Annotated in this window: 18 protein-coding genes; 6 read left to right on the plus strand and 12 right to left on the minus strand. The window is 70.0% G+C overall.

Features of this window, described 5'->3' with window-relative positions; genetic code table 11:
• Positions 1-128: 128 nt before the first annotated feature.
• Positions 129-839, minus strand: a complete 711-nt coding sequence (locus tag ACFQS2_RS09175) for an NAD(P)-dependent oxidoreductase (RefSeq protein ID WP_377016019.1) — start codon at positions 837-839, stop codon at positions 129-131.
• A complete protein-coding gene (locus ACFQS2_RS09180; protein WP_377793454.1) occupies positions 836-1,681 on the minus strand; it encodes an EamA family transporter in 846 nt (281 codons plus the stop codon). Before ACFQS2_RS09180 ends, ACFQS2_RS09175 begins: the two co-directional genes overlap by 4 nt.
• A 254-nt stretch (positions 1,682-1,935) precedes the next feature.
• Here ACFQS2_RS09180 and ACFQS2_RS09185 point away from each other — a divergent pair, with 254 nt between their 5' ends.
• Positions 1,936-2,445, plus strand: a complete 510-nt coding sequence (locus tag ACFQS2_RS09185; protein ID WP_377016015.1) for a MarR family winged helix-turn-helix transcriptional regulator — start codon at positions 1,936-1,938, stop codon at positions 2,443-2,445.
• 33 nt (positions 2,446-2,478) lie between these two features.
• Here the strand turns inward: ACFQS2_RS09185 and ACFQS2_RS09190 are convergent, their stop codons facing one another.
• The 4 genes from ACFQS2_RS09190 to ACFQS2_RS09205 are packed head-to-tail and all read right to left on the minus strand — an operon-like array spanning position 2,479 to position 7,144.
• The gene (locus ACFQS2_RS09190) at positions 2,479-3,372 is read right to left on the minus strand and encodes a carbohydrate ABC transporter permease (protein WP_377793455.1); all 894 of its coding nucleotides are present in this window, start codon (positions 3,370-3,372) and stop codon (positions 2,479-2,481) included.
• Positions 3,369-4,334, minus strand: coding sequence for a carbohydrate ABC transporter permease (locus ACFQS2_RS09195; RefSeq protein WP_377016011.1), 966 nt, complete (start codon positions 4,332-4,334; stop codon positions 3,369-3,371). The genes ACFQS2_RS09190 and ACFQS2_RS09195 overlap by 4 nt, the downstream gene beginning before the upstream one ends.
• Positions 4,318-5,601, minus strand: coding sequence for an ABC transporter substrate-binding protein (locus tag ACFQS2_RS09200; RefSeq protein WP_377793456.1), 1,284 nt, complete (start codon positions 5,599-5,601; stop codon positions 4,318-4,320). Before ACFQS2_RS09200 ends, ACFQS2_RS09195 begins: the two co-directional genes overlap by 17 nt.
• Before the next feature lie 46 nt (positions 5,602-5,647).
• The gene (locus ACFQS2_RS09205; RefSeq protein WP_377793457.1) at positions 5,648-7,144 is read right to left on the minus strand and encodes an alpha-glucosidase/alpha-galactosidase; all 1,497 of its coding nucleotides are present in this window, start codon (positions 7,142-7,144) and stop codon (positions 5,648-5,650) included.
• Positions 7,145-7,235: 91 nt separating this feature from the next.
• On the opposite strand from ACFQS2_RS09205, the gene ACFQS2_RS09210 reads away from it, so the two are divergent.
• Positions 7,236-8,180: a helix-turn-helix domain-containing protein gene (locus tag ACFQS2_RS09210; protein ID WP_377793458.1), complete on the plus strand. Its 945-nt coding sequence runs from the start codon at positions 7,236-7,238 to the stop codon at positions 8,178-8,180.
• 61 nt (positions 8,181-8,241) lie between these two features.
• Here ACFQS2_RS09210 and ACFQS2_RS09215 read toward each other — a convergent pair whose 3' ends face one another.
• A complete protein-coding gene (locus ACFQS2_RS09215; RefSeq protein WP_377793459.1) occupies positions 8,242-9,192 on the minus strand; it encodes an ion transporter in 951 nt (316 codons plus the stop codon).
• A 244-nt stretch (positions 9,193-9,436) separates the two neighbouring features.
• Here ACFQS2_RS09215 and ACFQS2_RS09220 point away from each other — a divergent pair, with 244 nt between their 5' ends.
• Entirely contained in the window at positions 9,437-9,748 is a 312-nt protein-coding gene (locus ACFQS2_RS09220; RefSeq protein WP_377016001.1) for a putative quinol monooxygenase, read from the plus strand.
• Positions 9,749-9,762: 14 nt separating this feature from the next.
• Here the strand turns inward: ACFQS2_RS09220 and ACFQS2_RS09225 are convergent, their stop codons facing one another.
• Together ACFQS2_RS09225 and ACFQS2_RS09230 are read right to left on the minus strand one after the other, a co-directional pair.
• On the minus strand, positions 9,763-10,443 hold the full coding sequence (locus ACFQS2_RS09225; RefSeq protein ID WP_377793460.1) for a cation transporter: 681 nt from the start codon (positions 10,441-10,443) through the stop codon (positions 9,763-9,765).
• The gene (locus tag ACFQS2_RS09230) at positions 10,434-10,766 is read right to left on the minus strand and encodes an ArsR/SmtB family transcription factor (RefSeq protein ID WP_377016371.1); all 333 of its coding nucleotides are present in this window, start codon (positions 10,764-10,766) and stop codon (positions 10,434-10,436) included. Before ACFQS2_RS09230 ends, ACFQS2_RS09225 begins: the two co-directional genes overlap by 10 nt.
• A gap of 271 nt (positions 10,767-11,037) precedes the next feature.
• Here ACFQS2_RS09230 and ACFQS2_RS09235 point away from each other — a divergent pair, with 271 nt between their 5' ends.
• The 3 genes from ACFQS2_RS09235 to ACFQS2_RS09245 all read left to right on the plus strand — a co-directional run bounded on the left by ACFQS2_RS09235 (position 11,038) and on the right by ACFQS2_RS09245 (position 14,633).
• The gene (locus tag ACFQS2_RS09235; protein ID WP_377015998.1) at positions 11,038-13,113 is read left to right on the plus strand and encodes a PTS sugar transporter subunit IIA; all 2,076 of its coding nucleotides are present in this window, start codon (positions 11,038-11,040) and stop codon (positions 13,111-13,113) included.
• A 7-nt stretch (positions 13,114-13,120) separates the two neighbouring features.
• Complete coding sequence (locus tag ACFQS2_RS09240) at positions 13,121-14,263, plus strand: mannitol-1-phosphate 5-dehydrogenase (RefSeq protein WP_377793461.1); 1,143 nt, start codon at positions 13,121-13,123, stop codon at positions 14,261-14,263.
• Between the two features lie 97 nt (positions 14,264-14,360).
• Positions 14,361-14,633, plus strand: coding sequence for an HPr family phosphocarrier protein (locus tag ACFQS2_RS09245; protein WP_377015994.1), 273 nt, complete (start codon positions 14,361-14,363; stop codon positions 14,631-14,633).
• 401 nt (positions 14,634-15,034) lie between these two features.
• On the opposite strand, the gene ptsP is transcribed toward ACFQS2_RS09245, so the two are convergent.
• The 3 genes from ptsP to ACFQS2_RS09260 all read right to left on the minus strand — a co-directional run bounded on the left by ptsP (position 15,035) and on the right by ACFQS2_RS09260 (position 18,987).
• Positions 15,035-16,753 (minus strand): phosphoenolpyruvate--protein phosphotransferase, encoded by a 1,719-nt coding sequence (gene ptsP, locus ACFQS2_RS09250; protein WP_377793462.1) that lies wholly within the window; start codon positions 16,751-16,753, stop codon positions 15,035-15,037.
• A 138-nt stretch (positions 16,754-16,891) separates the two neighbouring features.
• Positions 16,892-17,890 (minus strand): proline racemase family protein, encoded by a 999-nt coding sequence (locus ACFQS2_RS09255; protein WP_377793463.1) that lies wholly within the window; start codon positions 17,888-17,890, stop codon positions 16,892-16,894.
• Positions 17,891-18,009: 119 nt separating this feature from the next.
• Positions 18,010-18,987 carry an Ldh family oxidoreductase gene (locus tag ACFQS2_RS09260; protein WP_377793464.1) on the minus strand — a complete coding sequence of 326 codons (978 nt, stop codon included), beginning with the start codon at positions 18,985-18,987 and terminating at the stop codon, positions 18,010-18,012.
• Between the last annotated feature and the right edge of the window lie 187 nt (positions 18,988-19,174).

A 19,174-nucleotide genomic window follows, 5' to 3' on the forward strand; every position in this document is an offset into this window, starting at 1 on the left:
GCAGCCGCCGGGATATCCCCTGAGTTTCGTCCTCCACTACGCGGCCGAGAGGTCGAGCCCTGCTCAGTCGCCGCCTGCGCCCCCGGCGCAACGAGGCGAGGGATTGTGTCTCCGCGGGGCATGAGCCGTCACCAGCCGACCGCGATCACACCTCGCCGCACACGGGCATGCTCGGCCTCGTCGCACGCGGCGAGCGCGAAATCCTCCATCGAGATCCTCGACGTCCCATCGGCCCCGATCACGAGGTCCGGCACGCTCCTGCTTCCTGCGTCGTGGCGATACGTGCCCCGGGCCTCGCGGGGGGCGAAGTCAGCGGCAGGAGCGAGGTAGGTCCACGCGACCTCTGCCGGTGCCTCGCGAAGGATCGCGAGCTGACGCGTGCTGGCCGCCGCGAACGGACGAATCGCTGTCGGCACCCACTGCGGATCGTCCAGGACCGTCTGCCCGGTTGCGGGGGACCGCAGAGGGGCGGCACCACCGACGACCAGCAGGCGAGTATCTGCGGCTGCCGCGGCGAAGGCCAGCGCTCGGGTCACGGCGGAGACGTCCTCCTCCGTGCCGATCGCGGGGCGGGTGGCGGAGAGGAGCACGTCGGCCTCGACCGCGTACGCCGCGACCGCCTCGGGATCCGCGGCGTCGACACGCACGCTCCCCGTCGGCGCGTGCCCTGCACGGGGGGACCCGGCGTCGAAGGGGTCACGGCGATCGCCCAGCGCGACACGCTCGCGTTCGACAGCAGGGTTGCGAGAAGCGACAGTGACCACATGTCCGCGACGCCGCGCCTCGGCGGCGATCCGCGAACCAGCCGCCCCGGTTCCTCCGATGACGAGGATCCTCATGCCACGCCGTCCCGCCGGCCGGGATGCTGTGCCGCTACGACGGCGACGAGTGCCAGAGCGAAGCCCAGCACTTGGAGCGCCGTGAATCGCTCACCGACGGCGAGTCCGATGAGTGCGGCCACCAGCGGCGACAGCACCGGCAGGAACGCAGCGACACCGGCGGGCATGCGCCCGAGTCCGCGGAACCACAGCACGTAAGCGAGCAGTCCGCCTACGAGAGCGAGCCAGAAATATCCGAGCAGGGCGGACCCGTCGAGAGACGGTGGGGATCCCTCCGTGGCCAGTGCGAGCGGCACCATGAGCACGCCACCCGCAGTGAGCTGCCAGCCGGCGAACGCGACGGGGCCGACGGGCGGGCTCCACCGCTTGCTCAGCACGGTGCCCAGCGCCATCGAGCCGGCGCCGCCGGCGGCGGCCAGGACGCCCAGGGGGTTCAGTGCATCCTCGGGTCCGAGCACCATACCGGCGACTCCGATGACAGCGAGGACGCCCCAGACCACCCGCTTCGCCGACAGCCGCTCGCCGAGCACCAGCGCCGCGAGAACCGCGACCAGCAGCGGCCCCGTGGCGCCGAAGACCCCTGCCACCCCTCCCGGCAGGAGGTAGGCGGCCAGGAACAGCAGCGGGAAGAACGCTCCGATGTTGAGTGTGCCGAGCACGAGCGCGCGCCACCACCACCTGCCTCCGGGAAGCGCCCGGCCGATGGCGAGCGCGACCAGGCCCGCCGGGAGAGCTCGCAGCACGCCCGACCACACGGGGTGGCCGGGCGGCAGCAGTTCCGTGGTGACGACGTAGGTGGTGCCCCACGTGATCGGTGCGATCGCTGTCAGCAGGGAGGTCATGGCGGGAGACGGGGAGGAGGAGCTGGTCCTCGGCCGTCCGCTCGGGGCGCCGGCTTCGGCCGGGTTCTGCGGCGAGGGGGCCGGAGCGGGCCGAGCGCCGGGAGCCCCGGTCGTTTCGACGTCTAACTGTTTCACGCTTACGACTGTAGATGCGCACTACCCTGGCGTCAAACAGTTGGACGTCGAAACATTACGGTCCCGGTCCTTCTCGGACGGTGGCCGATGCGGAGTTCTCACCTCAGGAGGCGATGGACGTGGACGATCGAGTGAGCGACTTCCTGGCCCAGTGGCAGTGCGAGCGACCCGACCTCGATGTCAGGCCGATGGGCGTCTTCGGCCGGATCTCGCGTGTCCAGGAGCTCGTCTCGGGTCCGCTGCACGCGAACTTTCGCCAGCACGGTCTTAACAACGGCGAGTTCGATACGCTCGCCACGCTGCGTCGGGCCGGTGCACCGTACACGCTCACACCCGGCGAACTTGCGGCGTCGAGCATGGTCACCGGTGCCGCGATGACCAATCGTCTCCAGCGCCTGGAGGACAAAGGAATGCTGGAGCGCACGATGGACCCCAGCAGCCGCCGACGGGTGCTCGTGTCTCTGACCGCGGCCGGGCTGTCGACCGTGGATGAGGTGGTCGTCGATCACCTCCGCACCGAGCAGGAGCTGCTGGACCGAGGCCTCTCGCCGGCCGAGCAGGAACAGCTCGCCTCGTTGCTGGCCACCTTCCTGCAACGATCCGGCGACGCCTCGCACGATCACCGGTGAGCGGCCGTGCCGACGGCAGCGTGGGCGCCGCGGTCATTTGATCCCGGTGCTCGAGATCCCCTGGACGAACTGCCGCTGGAAGACGAGGAACACCGCCAGGATCGGCAGCACCGTGATGGTCGCGACCGCCATCACCGCTCCCCACGGCGAGGCGAAGGCCGGATTGTTCGTCAGGGTCGACAGCGCCACCGGGACCGTGAAGCTCTCGTTGCCCTGCAGCACGACCATCGGCCACAGGAAGTCGTTCCAGCGGGTCATGAACGCGAGGATCACCAGCACACCTACCAGCGGCCCCGAGGTCGGCAGCACGACGGAGAAGAACGCCCGGAACTCCCCGGCACCATCGACCCTGGCCGCCTCGATCAGAGCGTCGGGCACACCGAGCATGAACTGGCGGGCGATGAAGATCCCGACCACGTCGAAGGCGGTGGGCAGGATGACCGCCCACGGCGAGTCGACCAGTCCCAGCCGGGCGACGACCAGGAAGGACGGCACGAGCGTGACCTGGATCGGGATCATGATGGTCACCATGAACGCGGCATAGAGGATGCCCTTGCCGGTGAAGCGGAACTTGGCCAGGGCATACCCGGCCCCCAGCGAGACGACGACCGAGAGCGCCGTGGTCACGCACGAGATCAGCAGGGAGTTGCCGATCCACCTCCACACCGGCTGGGTCGAGAACACCTCGGTGTAGTTCGACAGCGTGGGCTGATCGGGCCAGAGGTAGAACTCGGCGCTCTGGGACTGGCCCCCCGGGGTCAGTGCGGAGACCACCATCCAGTACAGCGGGAAGACCATGAGCGCGGCGAGGATCGCGAGGACTGCGAACAGCAGCCAGTGCCGCCGCGGGCGGGTGCTCCTCAGCCCGGACCGGTCACCCTCCCCCGGCGAGACGGCACGGGGCCTCGGCGTGGTCATCGTGCTCATAGGAAGCTCTCCGCTCGCTTGGTGGCTCGCTGGCGCAACAGCGTGAAGATCAGCAGGATCGCGACCAGGACGAGGCCCAGCGCCGCGGCGTAGCCCATCCGGGCGTCCTGGAACGCAGAACGGAACACGTACTGGATCAGCACGGTGGTGGAGAAGCCGGGCCCTCCCCCGGTCATCACGTAGATGATGTCGAAGGCCTGCAGGGAGAACACGACGTTGAGGATCAGCAGGATCGACGTGGTCGGCGTGAGCATCGGGATCGTGACCGATCGCAGCCGCGCCCACTTGCCCGCGCCGTCGATCGAGGCTGCCTCCTTGACCTCTCGGGGGATGGACTGCAGCGCACCGAGGTAGATCACCATGCAGAACCCGATACGGGTCCACACCACCACGATGATCAGCGTGAACATGGCCATGCTGGGTGAGGTCAGCCAGGGCATCCTGCCCAGGCCCAGCAGCTCCAGGAAGTTGTTGGCGACGCCGTAATCGGTGTTGAAGATCCACGACATCACCACGCCCACGACCACTCCGGCCGCGACCATCGGCACGAAGAACATCGCGCGCAGCACTCCCCTGCCGACGAGCGGCCGATTCAGCGCGATGGCGAGCGCCAGTCCGATGATCATCGCCGTGGGCACGGTGCCGACGGTGAAGATCACGGTGTTCACCAGGGCTGTGCGGAACAGGGCGTCCGAGCCCATCTGGGCGAAGTTGTCCACGCCGACCCATTCGCCATCGCCGAGGGTCTGGGTGTCCTGGAAGCTCAACGTGATCGCGATGATGATCGGGATCAACGAGAAGGCGGCGAACAGCAGCGCCGCCGGGCCGACGAACACATAGGGGGCCAGGCGGCCCCGCCGGCGGCCCCGGTCGGGCCGGGGCCGCTCCGCCGCAGGCCCGGGGGCGGTCACGGCAGACGGTTCGACCGCGGTGTCGATCGTGGAGTCAGCGGGATGTGACACTGCGCATCGCCTCCATCATCTGTGCGGAGGTCTCCTGCGGCGTGAGCTCGCCGAGCAGACACAGGTCCAGGTAGTCGGCGAACACGGTGTTCAGAGAGCTGAAGAACTCTCCGGACTGCGCCTTGACCATGGACAGCGGGATGGTGGTGCCCTGGTCGATGAACCGCTGCATGACCTCGGAGTGGTCGGCGTAGTCGATCGCGGCCGCATCCAGTGAGGTCCGCGAGGGGATCCAGTTGCCTTCGTGGCAGAACTCGCGGATGTTCTCCCGGCTGGTCATGTACGCCACCAGCTCGGCGGCGAGCTCCGGGTTCTTCGAGGACCGCGTCACGGCGAGCGCGTTGCCGCCGAGGTCCGAGGCCTCCCCGACGTTCCTGATCATCGGGGCGGTCCCCCACTGGCCCGGTTTCGCCTCGTCGAAGGGGGCGATGGCCTCCGGGTTCGTGAGCACCATGCCGATCTGCCCGGTGCTGAAGAGGTCGTGGGCGACCGGCCCACCCCCGGATTTGCTCATGTTGCTGGGGCTGACGAGCCCGTCGGCGTACCAGCGCCTGCCGAACTCGAGGGCGCCGATGGCTTCCTCGGTGTCCATGGACGGGGTGAGCCCGTCCTCTCCGAGGAAGGCACCGCCGTTCTGATAGATCAGCGGCATCCAGCGGTACGCCGTCTCCGATCCGCTCCAGCCGTAGCCGAAGGCATAGCTGCCGGTCACCTGCTTCACCTCGGCCGCGATCTCGAGGAACTCGTCCCAGTTCCAGGCGTCCTCCAGTGCGGTCGGGGGCTGCACGCCGATCTGGTCCATGACGTCCCGGTCATAGAAGGTGATGAAGTTGTCGGTGTGCTGGAAGATCCCGAAGATGCCGTTCTCCCGCTCCCCGATCGCCCAGAACGGGTCCGACCAGTCCTCGCGGTAGTCGGCCGGGATCGCACCGGAGAGATCGACCAGGCTGCCGTTGGCGGCGTACCGGCCGATCTGCTGCGGGGTGATCCGGATGATGTCGGGGGCCAGATCTGCGGCCAGGCGCGTGATGAACCACTGGTGGAAGGCACCGGTGGTCACCTCCACCGCCACCGAGGTGCCCGGATGGTCTGCGACGAAGCGGTCGGCGATGCTCTGGTACGTCTCCAGATCCGTGGGAATGTTCCAGGACGACAGCCGCAGGTGCTGCGTACCGGTGTCGGCGCCGCCGCAGGCGGCGAGCGCACCGGCCATGGTGATGCCGGCGACCGCCAGGATCTGGCGCCGACCGGGTCGGATTCTGTTCACGCTGTCACTCTCCTTTGAGTCGCGGACCCTCACGTGCGGCGGGCGCTCACCTCACCCCGTGCTCCCCTGCCCCTCGGCGCAGCGGCTCCGGCAACAGCTCTTCATGCGCGGCCAGCAGCTCCTCGGTCATCGCGCGGGCCTGGTCGAGGGTCACCTGCGCGGCGGTCAGCGGGTCCAGCGCCACGGCGTGGTGGACGTGCTCGACGTCGCCGTCCAGGGCGGCGCGCACCGCGAGGGTCTGCACATTGACGTTGGTGCGGTTGACCGCGGCGAGCTGCGGGGGCAGCTGCCCGATCGCGGTGGGCTGGACCCCGCGCGCATCGACCAGGCAGGGCACCTCGACGCAGGTATCGGCGGGGAGGTTCTCGATCAGTGCGCCGTGGTTGGGCACGTTGCCGTGGATGACGCTCGGCGTGCCGGTGACGATCGAGTTGATGATCTGGGCGCCGTACTCGAGAGAGGGGGCGAGCTCGGCCTTGAGCTTGGTGAGCTGGCCGTCGATGTCGCCCTGGTCGTCATGGGCGGCGCAGATCTCGTAGTAGTCCCAGCGCTCGGGGATGAACTCCTCGGTCAGCTCGGGGTTCTTGCGGAAGTAGGGCAGGTATTCGGAGGCGTGGTGGCTGGATTCGGTCTGGAAGTAGCCGAAGGCCTCCATGATCGCGGTGCGGACCTGCTCGTTGCCGCCCTCGTAGGTGCTGGCGGTCTCGGCGGCCTCGCTGTGGTCGCCGTCGTCTCCGGCGAGCTCGGCGGCAGCGCGGCCGCGCTGGTGTCGCGCTGCCATCACCTCGCGCAGCCTCGGGTAGAGGTCCTCCTGGCCGTGCATGAACTCGAGGATCCAGGCCTGATGGTTGATGCCGGCGCAGCGGTAGGAGATCTCCTCGTAGGGCACCTCGAGAGTGCGCGCCAGCATGCGGGTGGTGCCCTGGACGCTGTGGCAGAGGCCGACGGTACGCAGCCCCTTGGAGTTCAGGAACGCCGTCGCCATCGCCATCGGGTTGGCGTAGTTGATGAACGTCGCCTGCGGGCACACCTCGAGGGCGTCGGCGGCGATCGCCTCATAGGCGGGCACGGATCGCAGGAAGCGGAACACACCGCCGGGGCCGACGGTGTCGCCGACGGTCTGGTCGATGCCGTACTTACGCGGGATCTCGACGTCGTGCCGGTAGGACTCCACGCCTCCCACCTGGAAGGTGACGATGACGATGTCGGCCCCCTCCAGGGCGGCGCGACGGTCGGTGGTCTCCTCGATGGTGGTCGGGAAGCCGTGGTGATTGACGAGTTCGCGCGCGGCGCGGGCGACCGGACCGAGCTTGTCGGGGTTGATGTCCATCAGGCACAGCGTCGCCTCGCGCAGCGCCGGGAAGCTGAGGATGTCCCCGATCAGGCGGAAGGGGAACACGAAGCCACCGGCACCGATGATCGTGATCTTCGGGGCGGGCAGGAACGTCCGGTCGGCCGACGGGCCGGCCCCGGGCTGCGCGGCCGGCGACGTGGAGGAAGCGGATGAGGGGGCGGGCGCGGAGGACGGCACTGTCGAAGTCATGCGTTCACGCTAGGCAGTGGGCTCCCGGAGTTCTCGCGTCATCCTGCGCGGAACTTCCAGGATCCTTCGATCCCGGGCGTACAGTGCGGCCATGACGACGCAGTCATTCACGCCCGATCCGGTCATCACGCAGGAACCGGCCCTGTGGTGCCGACGCGGCACCCCGCCGCGCATGGAATCCATGCACCGCCACAACGACATCGAGCTCAATGTGGTCCTCAGCGGACAGCTGCGGTATCTGATCTCCGGCCGCCAGCTGGTCGTCCCGGCGGGGCACATCGCGATGTTCTGGGCCGCACAGCCGCACGGCCTGGTCGGGTCGTGCCCGGGTGACGTGTGCTGGGTGCACGTGCCGCTGTCCACGGCGCTGTCGTGGAACCTTCCCCAGCAGGAGTTCGCCGAGCTGGCCCGTATGGAGCCGCTGGTGATCGAGGCGGGGGCACTGGGCCGCCGGCTGGAGCAGATGGTCTCCACCTGGCTCGAGGAGTACCGCGATCCGGAGCAGGCGGAGATCGCCCTGCTCGAGATCCAGGCCATGATCCGCCGGGTCGTGCGCTCCGGCGCCGCCACGCCGGGGCATGCCGGCCAGGGTGCCGCCGAGCAGGAACACGCCGACCGCGATCCGACGGGCCACAGCAGTCGCCACGGCCTGGCAGACGCGGCCGATGAGGCCGCACCGTCTGAGCCCGCGCCGTCTGAGCCCGCACCGTCGCCTCGCGCCCGGCAGGTCATGGAGATGGCGCAGTTCGTGGTCGCCTCCTTCCGGGAGGAGCTGACCGTGGGCGAGATCGCGGCGGCGGTGCATCTGACGCCCTCGCATGCGATGACGGTCTTCCGCCGCGCGGTGGGGGTGACGCTCGGGGACTACGTGACCATGTGCCGGGTCGCGGAGGCGCAGCGGCTGCTGCTGACCACGTCGATGACGTCGGCCCAGATCGCCGCGGCCTCCGGGTTCGGTTCACTCAGCAGCTACTACGCGCACGTCACCGCCGCCTGCGGGATGCCGCCGCGGGAATACCGCCGCCTCGCGGGATAGGCCGCGACGGCTTCGCGCGCGGAGCCGTCGGCGCCTCCGGCATGTGCAGTGAGTCGCGCCCTCAGCTCTCCTCGAGGCTGCTGGCGGACCGCTGCTCCTCGCGCACCTCGCGCAGCATCTCCAGAGCGTCCGTAAGATCCGCCTGCAGCGTCGAGACCTGAGCTCGCAGCTCGGTCAGCTCGTGATGTGCCGGTGCGGGGCGCTCCTCATGCGCGGCGACGCTCTCCTCATGCGCCGGCGCCGTGCCCGCCTCGTGTGCCGGGGCGGGGCCCGACTCGTGCGCGGCGACCTGCTCGGGCCAGGCCTCGGGGTTGTCGCGCAGGTGCTGCATGGAATCGACGATGACGGCGACGAACAGGTTCAGCACCGTGAAGGCGGCCAGCAGGATGAACGGGATGAAGAAGGCCCATGCCCACGGATGGGTCTCCATCACCGGGCGTACGATCCCCATCGACCAGCTCTCCAGCGTGAGCACCTGGAAGAGGGTGTACGCGGAATCGCCCATGCTGCCGAACCACTGCGGGTGGGTCTGGCCGAACATGGAGGTGGCCATCACCGAGCCGATGTAGAAGATCAGCCCCAGCAGCGCACCGATCGAGGCGAGGCCCGGGATGGCGCCGGCCAGCGCCTCGATGACGAACCGCAGCCGCTTCACGAGCGAGATCAGACGCAGTACCCGCAGCGTGCGCAGCACCGAGAGCCCGCCGGATTCCGGGATCAGCGCGATCGCGACCACGATCAGGTCGAAGACGTTCCAGCCGGAGCGGAAGAAGCGCCCACCCTTGGCGACGAGCTTGAGGGCGAGCTCGATGACGAACACCGTCAGGCACACCGAGTCCAGCACCGTGAGCAGGGCGTCGCCGCGGCCGTGCCCCCAGGGCGTGGTCTGCAGGCCGAGGATCGCCGCGTTGGCGAGGATGACACCGACGACCAGACGCTGCACGGACGCGTGCTCGACGAAGCCGTCGACGCGTTCGCGCCATCCGACCCCCGATGACTCTGATGACGTCATCACCTGTTCCGACCCCTCCTGCTGGGAGGCCTCGACACGGCCCCGCCCGGTTCGTCGTCCCCCGGGGCTCACCGTCACCCGCGAGGAGCATTCACCGCGTCAGGGTACTGGGCGAGGTCCGGCATGTCCTGGGTGCCTCCGGCCCGTCGCAGCGCCTCGTCCGCATGCTCGTCAGGGCGAACGCTCCCAGCACACCGGCTGATAGATTCGCCGCCACGATCTGCCATCGGCCGAAGGAGCCCTCATGACCGTCGTCGTCACCGCCGTGTTCTACCCCAAGCCCGACAGGAAGCAGGATCTCGCCGACGCCATGCAGCGCGGGATCGCCGCCGTGCACGAGGAGAAGGGCTGCGAGCTCTACGCCATCCACGACGCCGAGGACGGCACGATCACCATGATCGAGAAGTGGACGAGCGCGGAGGATCTCGGCACGCACGCCGGCGGAGAGGCCGTGACGCTGCTGAACGAGGACATCGCCGACCTCATCGAGAAGCCGACGCTGGTGACCCGCATGACCCCGATCGCCGCCGGCACGGAGACCCAGGGCCGGCTCTGAGGCCGGCTCTTCCCTCAGCAGCAGTCGTGCGGGTCCTCGTGCGGCTCGATCTCCCCGGTCAGCGCCGCGACCGGCTGCTTGCACGCGTCACCGCGCCAGGCTTCCAGCCCCTCGCGCACGGCGAAGGCGGCGATCACGAACGCGGCGACCGCGTCGGCCCAGCCCCAGCCCAGCACGCTGTTGAGCACCAGCCCGATCAGCACCGCCGCCGAGAGGTACGCGCAGATCAGGGTCTGCTTGGAGTCGGAGACGGCCGACGGTGAGCCCAGCTCCATGCCGGTGCGGCGCTCGAACCAGGAGAAGGCCGGCATGATGATCACGCTGACCGCGGCGAGTGCGATGCCGACGCTCGAATGCTCCGCCGCGTCCGCACTCAGCAGTGACCTGGTCGCATCGACCGTCACGAACGCGGCCAGCGCGAAGAAGGACACGGCGATCACGCGCAGCGCCACCTGTTCACGCTTGTCAGGATCGGGCCCGGCGAACTGCCACGCCACGGCCGCGGCGGAGAGCACCTCGACGATCGAGTCGAGCCCGAACCCCACCAAGGCGGCCGACGAGGCGATCCGCCCGGCGGTCAGGGCCACGACGGCCTCGATGACGTTGTAGGTGATCGTCGCCGCGACGATCCAGCGGATCCGGCGCTGCAGGACGACGCGGCGCGCGGCATCCGGGCCGGTCGTGGTCACAGGCATCGGCACTCCTCTCCCGTGCAGCACTCGGGGTCCAGGGCGAGGCACGCACGCAGCATCTCGCTGAGCGCGCCGGCCAGGCGGGGATCGGCGAGCCGGTACCAGACCCGTCGGCCCTCGCGCTCCCGCTCGACGAGCCCGCATCCGCGCAGGCACGCGAGCTGGTTCGACATCACCTGGCGGGAGACGCCCAGGGCGTCGGCCAGGTCACTGGGCAGGGCCGGGGCCTCCCGCAGCGCCAGCAGGATGCGGGCGCGGGTGTCGTCGGCCAGCGCATATCCCAGCCGGGCCAGCGAGGCGGTGTGGGTTCGGTCAGCGGTCTCGATCACGCGAGAGACAATACACGATTCTCTGTACTGTGAGGTTCTGCTCGTCTCGCGGCCGCTCGTGCCCGGCGCCGCGGAACGTGCCGGTGAGGCGGTGCGTCCAGGGGCGATGGACGGCATAGACTCGGCGGCACCGGTAGGTTCCCTCCCGTGATTCCCCGCGGATCATCGCTCCGCCTCGGGCACCCCTGCCGCCCGGCACGCCGACCGGCGCGCCGCACGTCCCACCGTGGCGACGCCGCGTCGCCACCGCTGTCTACGAGGACATGTGATGACCACAGCTACCGAGGCGCCCCGCAGTTTCTCCCCGCGCGTGGCCCTGCAGAAGGTCGGCACCTCCCTGTCGAACATGGTGATGCCGAACATCCCCGCCCTGATCGCCTGGGGCATCCTCACCGCGTTCTTCATCCCCGAGGGCTGGACGCCGAACGAGCCGCTGGCCAGCGTCGTCGGCCCGATGATCCACTACCTGCTGCCGCTGCTGATCGCCAACACCGGTGGCCGGATGATCTACGAGGCGCGCGGTGCCGTGGTCGGCGTCATCGCCACCATGGGCGTCATCGCCGGCTCGGATTGGCTGATCGACCAGGAGAACGCCCGCGCGCTGGAGCAGTGGCTCGCGGGTGGCAACCCTGAGTCCGAGTTCCAGGCCCTGGGTCAGGTGCACATGTTCATCGGCGCCATGATCATGGCGCCGCTGGCCGCATGGGTGATGAAGAAGCTCGACCAGCTGTGGCAGGAGCGCATCCCCGCGGGCTTCGAGATGCTCGTGAACATGTTCTCCGCCGGCATCGTCGGCTTCCTCCTGCTGGTCGCCGGCTTCTTCGGCCTCGCCCCGCTGGTCAACGGCCTGATGAACCTGCTCTCAGCCGGCGTGGAGTCCCTGGTCAACGCCCACCTGCTGCCGCTGGTCTCGATCCTCATCGAACCCGCCAAGGTCTTCTTCCTCAACAACGCCATCAATCACGGCGTCCTCACCCCGCTGGGCCTCAGCGAAGTCGGACAGAACGGGAAGTCCGTCCTGTTCCTGCTGGAGGCGAACCCCGGCCCGGGCGTCGGCATCCTGCTGGCCTACACCTTCTTCGGCCGCGGGGCCGCCCGCGCCTCCGCTCCCGGCGCCGCCATCATCCAGTTCTTCGGCGGCATCCACGAGATCTACTTCCCCTATGTGCTCATGAAGCCCGCCCTGATCCTCGCCGCGATCGGCGGCGGCATGGCAGGCGTGGCGGTCAACGTCGCCTTCAGCACCGGTCTCATCGCCCCCGCCGCCCCGGGCTCGATCATCGCGATCTTCGGCGTCGCCGCGCGCGATTCGTATCTCGGCGTCGCCCTGGCGGTGCTCGCCGCAGCGGTCGTGAGCTTCGTGCTCTCGGCGCTGCTGCTGCGCATCGGCAAGCAGGACGATGGCGACATCGCCGGCGCCACCGCGAAGATGGAGCAGATGAAGGGCAAGAAGTCCTCGGTCTCGGGCGCCCTCACCGGTGCCGGAGCGGGGACCGCCGCCGTCGCAGGCGCAACCGACGCCTCCGGCCACACGGGTCCCATCCAGCGGATCGTCTTCGCCTGCGACGCCGGCATGGGCTCCTCCGCCATGGGCGCGACCGTGCTGCGCAAGAAGGTGCGTGCCGCCGGCTTCGACGACGTGGAGGTCACCAACAAGGCGATCTCCAGCCTGTCCGACGAATGGGACGTGGTGGTCACCCAGAAGGAGCTGACCGACCGCGCTCGCCAGCGCACCGGCTCCGCCGTGCACGTCAGCGTCGACCAGTTCATGAACTCCCCGCGCTACGACGAGGTGGTCGAGTTGGTCGAGCAGCGCAACAACCCCGATGCCGCGCCTGAGAGCGGCACTGCGGCAGCCTCGGCCCCGGAGACGGACGCATCCGATGTCGCCCCTGACGCCCATGCCGCCGAACCGGAGATCCTCTCCCCCGCCAGCATCGTCCTCTCCGGCAGCGCGACGGACTCCGCCTCCGGCATCGACGAGGCCGGTGGCCTGCTGGTCACCGCAGGGGCCGTGGACGAGGGATACATCGCCGCAATGCATGACCGGGAGGCATCGGTCTCGACGTTCATGGGCAACGGCCTGGCCATCCCCCACGGCACCAACGAGGCGAAGTCCACCATCAAGCGCTCGGCCATGTCGTTCGTGCGCTACCCCGGCGGCATCGACTGGAACGGCAACGAGACGAAGTTCGTCATCGGGATCGCCGGGGTCGGCGACGAGCACCTCACCCTGCTCCAGAAGGTCGCCATGACCTTCTCCGACCCCGCCCAGGTCACCCGCCTGGAAGAGGCCACCACGGCCGAGGAGATCCTGGCCATCTTCAGCGACGACGAGGAGTGAACCGACCATGAAGGCAGTGCATTTCGGAGCAGGGAACATCGGCCGCGGGTTCGTGGGACTGCTGCTGCACGAGGCAGGGTACGAGGTGGTCTTCGCCGACGTCGCCGACGAGCTCATCGCTTCGCTGCAGGAGGCGGATTCATACACGGTCCGCACCGTCGGCCAGAGCCCGGACGAGACCGTGGTCGACGGCTTCCGAGCGATCAACTCCACGAAGGATGCCGACGCGCTGACGGCGGAGATCGCCTCGGCCGACGTCGTCACCACGGCCGTGGGCGCGCACATCCTGCGCTTCGTCGCCCCGGCGATCGCCGCCGGTATCGCGGCCCGCCCCGACGGGGCACCCCGGGTCGCGGTGATGGCGTGCGAGAACGCGCTGAACGCCACCGATCTGCTGGAGCAGGAGATCCGCGCCGGCTACCAGGGTGAGGATCTCGAGGACAAGGCTCTGTTCGCGAACACGGCCGTGGACCGGATCGTCCCGGTCCAGCCCGCGGGGACGGGCCTGGACGTGATCGTCGAGGACTTCCATGAGTGGGCGGTGGACCGCCGTCCCTTCGATGGCCACGAGCCGGACATCCCCGGCATCAACTGGGTCGAGGATCTGGGCCCCTACATCGAGCGCAAGCTCTTCACCGTCAACACCGGCCACGCCACCGCCGCCTGGCACGGCTGGGCGGCGGGGCACGCGCGGATCGCCGATGCCGTCTCCGACAGCCGGGTCCACGGCCGCGTCAAGGCCGTGCTCTCCGAGACCTCCGCACTGCTGGTGGCCAAGCACGGTTTCGACGAGGACACGCAGGCCGAGTACGCGGCCAAGGCCATGAATCGCTTCGCCAACCCGCACCTGCCGGACCCCGTCGAGCGGGTGGGACGAGCGCCGCTGCGCAAACTCTCCCGGCACGAACGGATCATCGGCCCGGCCGCGGAGCTCGCCGAGCTGGGCCTGGGCACCGATGGGCTCCTGGCCTCGTTCTCCGCCGCCCTCGCCTTCACACCGGACGGAGACGACGAGGCCGACCGGCTGCAGGAGATCCTCCGCTCCCAGGGTCCCGAGAGCGCCGCCACCGCGATCACGGGACTCGAGGAGTCGCATCCGCTGTTCGCACAGGTGCGGGACGCCATCGCGGCCCGGCAGTCCGCGCTCTGAGCGGATATATTCCACACCGCACCCATACGCACCGGCGCGGGACCTCGCGCCGAGAGACCGTCGCGACCCCGCGGCGGCCCATCGAAAGGCAGAGAACATGGCAGAGCGCACCGTCACGATCGCCAGCGCCTCCGGGCTCCACGCACGTCCCGCAGGGATCTTCGCGCAGGCCGCCGGCGAACAGCCTGCGACCGTGACCATCGAGAAGGTCGGCGGCAATGCCGTGCAGGCCTCCAGCATGCTGATGCTGATGACCCTGGGTGCTGCGCAGGGCGACGAGGTCACGCTGCGCGCCGAGGGCGAGGGTGCCGAGGAGTCGGTCAACGCGCTGGCGGATCTGCTCGAGAAGGACCTCGACGCGCAGGAGTGAGGCGCGGTCCACGGCAGCCTTGGCCTGCCGCCAGACCCGGTCGGCCCCGGCCAGGCAAGCAGGCCCGGTAGGCAGGTAGGCCAGCCCGGTAGGCCGCGCCCCGGCAGCCTGCCCCGGTAGGCCCCGGCCAGGCAGGCCGGCCCGGTAGGCCACGGCCGGCACCGGCACCGGTAGGCCCCGGCCAGGCAGGCCGGCCCGGTAGGCCACGACCGGCACCGGCACCGGCACAACTAATTGGCCGTCAGCGCAGGAGCACCACCCGTATCGGGGGTGACTCGACGCTGACGGCCAATTTTTGTCGAAGCCCGGGAGCCGGTGCCCGGGCATGGAGGCTGGTGCCCGGGCGCTGGTACCCGGGCATGGAGGCTGGTGCCCGCGCCCGGGCGCTGGGTCTCAGCCCGTCACAGCCCCAGCTCGCCGAGGATCGGCAGGCCGGCACGGACAGCGTGCTGGGCCTCCTCGGCGGTGCGGGCGGCCACCGCCTTCGCGGCCAGCTCCTTGGCCTGAGCCAGGTCCACCGTCGAGAGCACTCTGGCGACGGCCGGCAGGGAGCGCGGGGTCATCGACAGGCTGTTGACGCCCAGGCCCACGAGCACCACAGCCAGCCCCGGGTCGCCGGCGGCCTCGCCGCAGACGCCGACGGGCTTGTTCGCGCTCTCCCCGAAGGCGTCCGGGTCCCCTCCGGCGGCGCGTGCCCCGTCGCAGGTGGCCTTGACCAGGGACAGGACCGCGGGCTGCCACGGGTTGTTCAGATGCGCGAGGGAGCCCAGCTGGCGGTCCGCCGCCATCGTGTACTGGGTGAGGTCGTTGGTGCCGATCGAGACGAAGTCGCAGGCGCCCAGATGGCGGTCCGCGGTGATCGCGGCGGACGGCGTCTCGACCATGATCCCGGCCGGGCTCAGGCCGCGCTCGGCGCACAGGGCCGCGAAGTCCTCGGTCTCGTCGACAGTGGCGATCATCGGTGCCATCACCCAGGGCTTCGCGTCGGTCTCCTTCGCCGCGGCAGCGATCGCGTCGAGCTGGTTGGTCAGCACGGAACGCTTCGTCCAGGAGGTGCGGTAGGCGCGCACGCCCAGGGCCGGGTTCGGCTCGTCGGCCTCGGTGAGGAACGGCAGCGGCTTGTCGGCGCCCGCATCGATCGTGCGCACCACGACCTTCTTGCCGGGCAGGTGGGCGAAAGCCTCCGCGTAGGCGCCGGTCTGCTCGGCGACCGAGGGCTCGTCCTCGCGGTCCAGGAACAGGAACTCGGTGCGGAACAGGCCGACGCCGTCGGCGTTGGCGGCGGCGGCCTTCTCGGCGTCGGCGGCGCCGCCGATGTTGGCCAGCAGCTGGACGCGGGTGCCATCGGTCAGCACTGCCCCGCCGCCTTCGTAGGTCAGCGGGTTCTTCTGCAGCTCGCTCCAGGCGGCGGCGAAGCGGTGGTGCTCTTCGGTGACGTCGTCGGTGATGGTGCCGAATCCGGCGTCGACGAACACCTCGGTGCCGTCGGCGATGTCGTGGATGCCCTGGGCGGCGACGATCGCCGGCAGTCCGAGCTGGCGGGCGAGGATCGCGGTGTGGGACTGCGGACCGCCGTCCGAGGTGATCAGGGCCAGGACGCGCTCGGGGTCGAGGGTCGCGGTGTCGGCCGGGGCGAGATCGACAGCGGTCAGCACGAACGGCTCCTCGGCGTCAGGGATGCCGGGAGCCTGTTCGCCGCGCAGCTCGGCGACGATGCGGGCCCGCACGTCGCGCACGTCCGTGGCGCGCTCTGCCATATAACCGCCGAGGCCCTCGAGCATGGTGGCCACCTGGTCACCGGCCTCCCACACGGCGCGGGCCGGGGACTTGCCGCCGGAGATCACGAAGCCCTGGGCGGTCTGGGACAGGGACGGATCGGCGGCCATCTGGGCGGTGGCCTCGAGGATCTGCTTGCCGTCGCCCGAGGCGCGCTCGGCCAGCCGGGTCAGCGCGGCCTGCACGGCGGCGGCCGCCTCGGGGATGCGGGCGGCCTCGGCGGAGGGGTCCGCGCCCTCGGGCAGCTTCTCGTTCGCGGGCGGCTCGGCGACCGGCGGGGCCATCGAGCGGACGGTGCCGACCACGCGGCCGGGGCTGACGGCAACACCTGTGTACTGGGCCATCGCTGACTTCTCCTTCGGGGGTCCTGGTGAGGTGTCGCAAGGGGCGGCAGGCGCCCCCGTCACGCCGAGAGTGCCCGCGCGACCTCGAACGACGACACGCTCATGCTACGCGTCGGGCCGGTGGCGGCACGGCCGCGCTCAGACCGCGAAGCCCGCAGGGAACGGGTCGGCAGGATCCAGCAGCATCTGGGACGTCGCGACGATCCAACCTTTGCCGGTGATGGCGGGCAGCACGGCATCGCGCCCGTACGCGGTCGTACGGCCGACGAGCCGACCCGTGAATTCGGTGCCGATGAACGACTCGGAGACGTAGTCGGCGTTCAGGCCTAGCTCGCCCCGGGCGTGGAGGATGGCCATCCGGGCGCTCGTGCCGGTGCCGCCGGGCGAGCGATCGATCCACCCCGGGTGGATGACCAGGGCGTGCCGCGTCCTGCGGGCATCGGAACCGGGGGCGAGCAGCACCACGTGGTGGCAGGGGGTCGGCCCGTGCTCGGGATGGTGGATGGGAATCTGCTCGTCGACGGCGCTCATCACCGCCATCCCGGCGGAGATCACCCGCCCCGACTCGTCGTCCTCGAGCGAGAGCCCGAGCGCCTCGAGGTCGACGAAAGCGTAGAAGTTGCCGCCGAAGGCCACGTCACAGGGCACGACGCCGTGACCGGGCACGTCCAGGCCACGGTCCTCGGCGTAGACGTAGGAGGGAGCATTGGCGATGGTGACGGATTCGGCCTTGCCTTCGCGCACCTGGACCTCGGCGGTGATGAGCCCGATCGGGGTGTCCAGCCGCACGGTGGTGACGGGTTCGGCCACCGCGACCATGCCCGTATCGACCAAGACGGTCGCGACGCCGATGGTTCCCGCCCCGCACATCGGCAGCACCCCGGTGACCTCGATGAACAGCACGCCCCAATCCGCATCATCGCGTGTTGGCGGCTGCAGGATCGCCCCCGACATCGAGGCGTGCCCACGCGGCTCGCACAGCAGCAGCGTGCGCAACTCGTCGGAGTTCGCGATGAACCACCGGCGTCGCTCCTCCATGCTCGCTCCGGGAAATGGGCCAACACCGCCGGTGACCACCCGCACCGGAAGGCCGCCGACGTGCGCGTCGATCGTGTGAAGTACTCGCGTGGTCCTCATGGTCGGGCTCTTCTCTCGTGCGGGCTGGTGCGGCGGGCGGGATCACCGGAAGGTCCCGGGCTCCTGCCATGTCGGGCGGGAGGGTCCGGTGGGGCACGGCGTCGACCGCGCGGCGACCGTCATACGGCAGCGAGCCTCTGGTAGAGATCCTCGGGCAGGTCGATCTCGGTCAGCGGCGCCTTGCGGCGGCCGACGTCGACGCCGTGTTCCGCGGCCAGCCGAGTCAGATGCTCCTCGATGCGCTCCTCGTACCGCGGATCGAACGCCGTCGGGTCGATGGCGGCGATGAACAGCCCGAGGCTCGGGGACGTGCTGCCGGAGTCGAACGGGGCGGCGTCCAGGGAGAAGGTGCCGCCGGACATCGTCGCCAGCATCTCGATCATCATGGCGATGTTGGCGCCCTTCGCGCCGCCGAACGGCAGCAGCGCCCCGGCGAGGGCGGCGCTCGCGTCGGTCGTCGGCTCTCCGTCGGGCCCCAGACCCCATCCGGGCGGGATCGGCTCCCCACGCTGTGCCGCCTCGCGGACCCTCACCCATGCGGTCGCGCTGCTCGCCTGATCGAAGACCCTCGGGCCCGAGCTGTGCGGCAGAGCGAAGGCGAGCGGATTGGTCCCGGTGACCGCCTGGCGGGATCCGTAGGCGGCCATCAGCGCCGGCGAGTTGCCGCAGACCAGAGCGACCAGCCCCTGCTGGGCGGTGCGGGAGGCGTAGAAGGCGAGCTCGCCGGCCGGGAAGGCGCTGTGCATCGACAGCACCGCGACACCGCAGTGGCGCGCCGCCTCCACGAGGTGCCCGGCGCCGTGGTCGTAGGCGAGCTGAGCGGTGCCCCGGTCCGCATCGACCCGCACCGCAGCCGCCCGCGGACGCTCCACCCGGGGGCGGGCACCCCCGTGCAGCCGCCCGTCCCGGAGAGCATCGAGATAATCGACCAGATGCGCCGCGCCCACAGCGCTCTTCCCGCGCCGCTCGGCCCCGACGGTCGCTGTCGCGAGGGTGGCCGCCATCTCCGGCGAGCCCCCGGCAGCACGGACCGCCCGGGCGCAGAGCGGTTCGAGGTCGGCGAGGGACACCTGACGGGAGGCTACTGGCGAGGTCATATCCGATCAGGGTATCGGAGCGTGACCAGCCAGCTCGCGGTCGATCCGTGGCGGAGGGTGCGGTGTCTTGGTTCAGGACATCGGAATGGGATGTCTCGGGACATCGGCATAGCGTGTTGCAGGACATCGGCATGAGTCTCAGGCATGTCGAAGCGTCGGTTGGTTGTCACTGCTGTCCTTGCTGGGT

Source organism: Brachybacterium sp. GCM10030267 (assembly GCF_042666875.1).
In the GTDB taxonomy this organism is placed as follows: domain Bacteria; phylum Actinomycetota; class Actinomycetes; order Actinomycetales; family Dermabacteraceae; genus Brachybacterium.